Source organism: Dinghuibacter sp. (genome assembly GCF_035492835.1).
Taxonomy (GTDB): Bacteria; Bacteroidota; Bacteroidia; order Chitinophagales; family Chitinophagaceae; genus Dinghuibacter.
Genome location: NZ_DATJIY010000195.1, coordinates 1 through 4,937, shown reverse-complemented (window position 1 = coordinate 4,937; position 4,937 = coordinate 1). Strand labels below are relative to the sequence as shown.

Annotated in this window: 4 protein-coding genes; all 4 read left to right on the top strand. The window is 60.8% G+C overall.

The features are described 5' to 3' along the window. Positions 1–139: 139 nt before the first annotated feature. A complete protein-coding gene (locus VL547_RS18665; protein WP_325580731.1) occupies positions 140–1,042 on the top strand; it encodes a glycosyltransferase in 903 nt (300 codons plus the stop codon). Further along, positions 1,035–1,991 carry a glycosyltransferase family 2 protein gene (locus tag VL547_RS18660; RefSeq protein ID WP_325580728.1) on the top strand — a complete coding sequence of 319 codons (957 nt, stop codon included), beginning with the start codon at positions 1,035–1,037 and terminating at the stop codon, positions 1,989–1,991. The genes VL547_RS18665 and VL547_RS18660 overlap by 8 nt, the downstream gene beginning before the upstream one ends. Then, positions 1,988–4,201, top strand: coding sequence for a glycosyltransferase (locus VL547_RS18655; protein ID WP_325580726.1), 2,214 nt, complete (start codon positions 1,988–1,990; stop codon positions 4,199–4,201). The genes VL547_RS18660 and VL547_RS18655 overlap by 4 nt, the downstream gene beginning before the upstream one ends. Beyond that, positions 4,198–4,937, top strand: a 740-nt coding sequence (locus VL547_RS18650) for a hypothetical protein (RefSeq protein WP_325580724.1), incomplete at its 3' end; no start/stop codon positions are given. The genes VL547_RS18655 and VL547_RS18650, both read left to right, overlap by 4 nt.

Genomic DNA, 4,937 nt, shown 5'->3' with positions numbered 1-4,937 from the left:
CGGCGCGGCATGGTCCGCCCCGGGATGGGGACATCCGGAATTCGCTGGCCGATATTTCAAAGGCCCGGAAAATGCTGGGGTATGAACCCCGCATAGACGTACGGACCGGTTTGCGCATCGCCCTGGAATGGTATAAACAATGACAAAGCCCCTGGTAAGCGTCGTCGTCGTGGCGTACAATTCAGCCCGCTATATCCGGGAGACCCTGGACAGCATCCTGGCGCAACGTTATACACCCATGGAATTGATTGTCGCGGACGACGCCTCGACGGACGATACGGTCGCCATCGTCCGGGCGTGGTTGTCCGAACATGGGGACCGGCTCGGCCGGTCGGCGCTCCTCGCCGGCAACGTCAACCTGGGCGTCGCGGGGAATGGCAACCGCGCCCTGGCGGTGGCCAGGGGCGAGTGGCTGAAGCTCATCGCCGCGGACGACGTCCTGGCCCCGAATTGTCTGTCCGATGGTCTGGAGCACGTGGGGGATGACGTTTCGGTCCTGTTTTCGCGGATGCAGCTGATCGACTCCCGGGGCAACGTCACGGGCGAATACCGCTACCCGCGGGCGTTCTTCACCTATCCCGCGGAGAAGCAGCTGAAATGCCTGCTCCACCGGAATTGCCTGGCTGCGCCCACCGCCCTTATCCGGATGACGGACCTGCGCGCGCTCGGCGGTTTCGACGAGGCCTTTCCCATGATGGAAGACCTGCCCCTCTGGATAAGACTCCTGGAGAACGGGAAAAGACTGGCGGGGCTGGAAAAGATAACCGTCCGCTACCGCGTCCACGAGAGTCTCGTGTACCCGGTCATCGGCAAACGCAACTCGCGGTATCAAAAGACCATTGCCGATTTTGATAAGCAGGTACGCGTGCCCCTGGCCAGGCGGTTGTCCCCGTTGCTCTTTGTCACCGTCCGGCTGGACCTGGCGGTCGACTATATCGTCCAACGTCCCTGGTTGTACCGGTTGACGCTACCCGTCCTTTGGCTATGGGCCCGTTGTAGCCCCTACAGGGTGCCCGCCGCAAATCATCCCGCCCATGCCTGAGGTCAGCGTCATACTACCCGTATATAACGTGGCCGGATACATCGGACGCTGCGCGCAATCCCTCTTGGAGCAGACCTTCACCGACTTCGAGCTCATCGTCGTGGACGACGCCAGCAACGACGACTCCATCGGCGTCCTGGAACGCTCGCTGGGCGGCCGGTTACCCTATACTTTGATCACCCACGCGGTGAACAGGGGGCTGTCCGCCGCCCGCAACACTGGGATCGACGCGTCCAGGGGACGTTACCTATACTTCCCCGACAGCGACGATTTCCTGGAGCCAGGGTTGCTATCCTACGCCTGGGAACAAGCGGAAGCGGGTGCGGACGTCGTCGTCTTCGGTTTAAGGAGCGTGCCGGGCAACGACGACATTCCCGGTCTGGAGGGAGTGCGGAGCGGGAAGGAAGCCCTTCGCGCCGTGCTGGAGGGACGGTGTAAGACCTATATCTGTACGCAGTTGTTCCGAAAGACGCTGTTCGATCATATCCGTTTTCCGGAAGGGTACATTTACGAGGACCGGTTTACCACCCCGTACTTGTTCGAAGCCGCCTCACAGGTGGCCTTTGTCCGGCGTGTGTTCTACAACTACCGCCAACGGCCCGGCTCGATCACCAAAACGTTCCACCCGGAAATGGCAAAAAATGTCGCCCGGATCGGGGCGATGGAAACAGACCTGCTGGGCGCGTTTCCGGAATGGAAGACCTCCATAGGCTGGTTTACGTACCGGAATATCTATTCCATGGTGCTGGTGGCCCTCATCCGGGGAGACACCTATGACGCGATACGACCGGTTTGGAAAGAATGCCGGCGGCACGTGCGCTGGAGCGGTTTGTGGGCCTGGTTTTCAGAAGAGCGGAGGCCCGCGGTGGCCCTGGGTATTTTCAACATCAGCCCGCGGTTGTTCTGGACTTGTTGTAAAAACTATTATCGATCCCGGCATCAACTATGAAGGTCATAAAAGTCATCGGCACCCTCGACTTCGGAGGCATTGAAAAGGTCTTCGAGATCACCGCGCGCTACTACGAAGGCGACCGCGCGGATATCGTGTTCCTGTGTCTGGGCAAGGGTGGCGCGGCGGAAAACGCCATACGTGCCCTGGGCTTCCGGGTCCTCGTGTGGCAGGCCCGTACCCGGATACCCTCGGTGGCGTTGATGGTGCGCCTGACCAAATTCTTCCGGGAGGAAAAACCCGCCGTGGTCCATACGACCGGGGCGGAGGCCAATTTCCACGGCATCATCGCCGCCAGGCTTTCCGGGATACCCGTGCGGATCGCGGAAGAGATCGGTATGCCGTCGCACAGCGGGAAGGCCAAGCGCATTTTCAGACTCATATATGGACAGGCCACCGCCGTCATCGCCGTGGCTGGGCTGGTCAGGGATTACCTGGTCAAAAACGGAGAAGCCTCCGCGGCAAAGACAAAGGTGGTCTATAACCCGGTCGACGTTCGGGCGTTTGGCGCACCGGAAAACGACCACCTGGAAACCGGCGCCCCCGCGGTATTCCGGATCATATCCGTCTGCCGGTTGGACCCCATCAAGAACCTCGACCTGCTGGTCCGCGGGATGCATGCGTTAAAAATGCTGCCGCAGCGGACGGAATTATGGCTGGTTGGTGATGGGCCGGAAAGGGCGCGGCTGGAAGCGCTCGTCAGCGAGCTGGGACTTACGGACCGGGTTACCTTCTGGGGTTTCCAACAACGACCGGCGTCCTTTCTGAACCAGGCGTCGCTGTTCGTGCTCCCTTCCTTCTCCGAAGGGATCCCTCTTTCGGTGGCCGAAGCGATGCTCACCGAGACGCCTTGCCTCGTGACCAGGATCGGCGGGGCTCCCGAATTCATCGAAGCCGGAAAGAACGGCTGGTTGCTGGACCCCCGGGACCAGGAAGGATTCGACCGGGAATTGGCGCATATCGCTACCCTCCCGGAAGAGGCCAGGCGTGACGTGGGCAAAAGGGGTAGGGAAACGGCCCTCGAAAAATTCCACCCCGATCGGTATATGCGGGATCTATGGGCGCTGTACCGCGGTGAGGAAAAGATCAGGGTGTTGCATTGTATGGAGACGATCGCCTCGGGCGGCGTGGAACAGCTGCGGTATAACCTCGCTAAATATATAGACGCAAACCGCTTTGAACAGAAGATCGTGTGCACACACGCGGTAGGCGTACTACCCGCCAGGTTCGAGGCGCTGGGCGTAGAGGTCATACCCATCGGGTCGCTGACGTCCCCTTTCCGCCTGGGTCAGTATCGGAAAGTTTTGAAGGTGATCCGCGCGTATAAACCGCACATCGTCCACGGTGCGGTGATAGAAGGCATTACGCTGGGCGCCGTGGCGGGCACGTGGGCCCGGGTACCGGGCATCATTATCGAGGAAACCTCCGATCCGGTGGACCGGAACTGGGGCGGCAACCTCCTGATGAGGATACACGGAAGACTCTCCGACAAGGTCGTAGCCGTTTCCGAGGCGTCGGGAAGGTATATCCGCTCGGTCGTAAAGGTCAAAGAGCCCAAGTTACAGGTCATCATGAACGCGGTGGACAGACCCCTGCGACCCGACGCGGCGGCCACGGAAGCGCTGAAAACGGCGCTGGGTATCCAACCCGGTGACTGGGTAGTCGGCAGCGTCGGTCGTTTGTTCGACGACCACAAGAAGGTGAGCGATCTGCTCAGGGCCACAGCCCTGCTGAAGACGGGTTGCCCCGGTATAAAACTGCTCATCGTCGGCGACGGCAAGGACGCCGGCGCGCTAAAGGCGTTGAGCGGTGAGCTGGGCATCGCCGATAGGGTCGTATTTGCCGGTTATCAGGGCGACACCGCACCCTACTATGCGTGCATGGATATGTTTGCCTTGGCTTCCCAGCGGGAGGCCTTCGGTCTCGTCCTGGTCGAAGCCATGTTCTTCGGGCTGCCTGTAGTGGCGACCGCTGTGGGCGGCGTCCTGGATGTCGTCGTGGATGGCGTCACCGGTCTGCTGGTTGGGAAAAACGACCCTGCCGCGCTCGCGGAGGCCATCCACGCCTTGTACGCGGACCCCGGGCGTAGCGCGGCCCTGGGCCGGGCGGGTCTACGCAGGGCTGAATCCGAATTCGACATCCCCTTGTACATACGGAAGATTTCCGAGCTGTATACGGACCTGGTCCGAAAAAAACGAACCGGTATATGAAGCGACTGTTGTTCATCACCTGGGACGGTCCCCAGGTCAGTTACCTGGAGGGTCTTTTCTTCCCCATACTGGAAGGATTAACCCCCGACTACGTGATCGACGTCGTCCAGTTCACCTGGGGCGACCGGGACAAATCCGACCGCTTGGACGCGTTATTGGCCGCGGCGGGGATGCGGTATACCCGGGTGGACATAAAACCCCGGTCCATCGCTCCTTTGGGCACATGCCTCACCCTCTTGCGGGGGGCATTCGGGCTCAGGTCGTTTATCCGGCCCGCCGACGTCGTCCTGTTCCGGAGCAACAACCCTGGGTTGATGGTCCTGCCCTGGATGAACCGGCGCCGCAAATGGGTATTCGACGCCGACGGCCTGCCCCTCGACGAAAGAGTCGATTTTGGTCGACTGCGCCGCGGAAGTCTTTACTTTCGCTCGATGAAGTGGGTGGAAAGCGTCGCGGTGAAAAAGGCCGACCGGGTCATGGTCAGGTCGATGATGGCGTTACCGGCGCTGACCCATGAGGCGCCAACGGATAAGTTTCACGTAGTGCTCAACGGACGCGACCCCAACCGCTACCGGCTCCCGGAAGCCGGGGAGCGCGCCGCCCTGAGACGGGAGCTCGGCGTGACGGAGGATGAGCTGCTCCTGGTATACTGTGGTTCGCTGGGGGCCCAATATTGTCTGCCGGAAATGATCCGGCTCCTGGAGGCAGTGCGTAAAAGACGACCGGCAAAATTGAT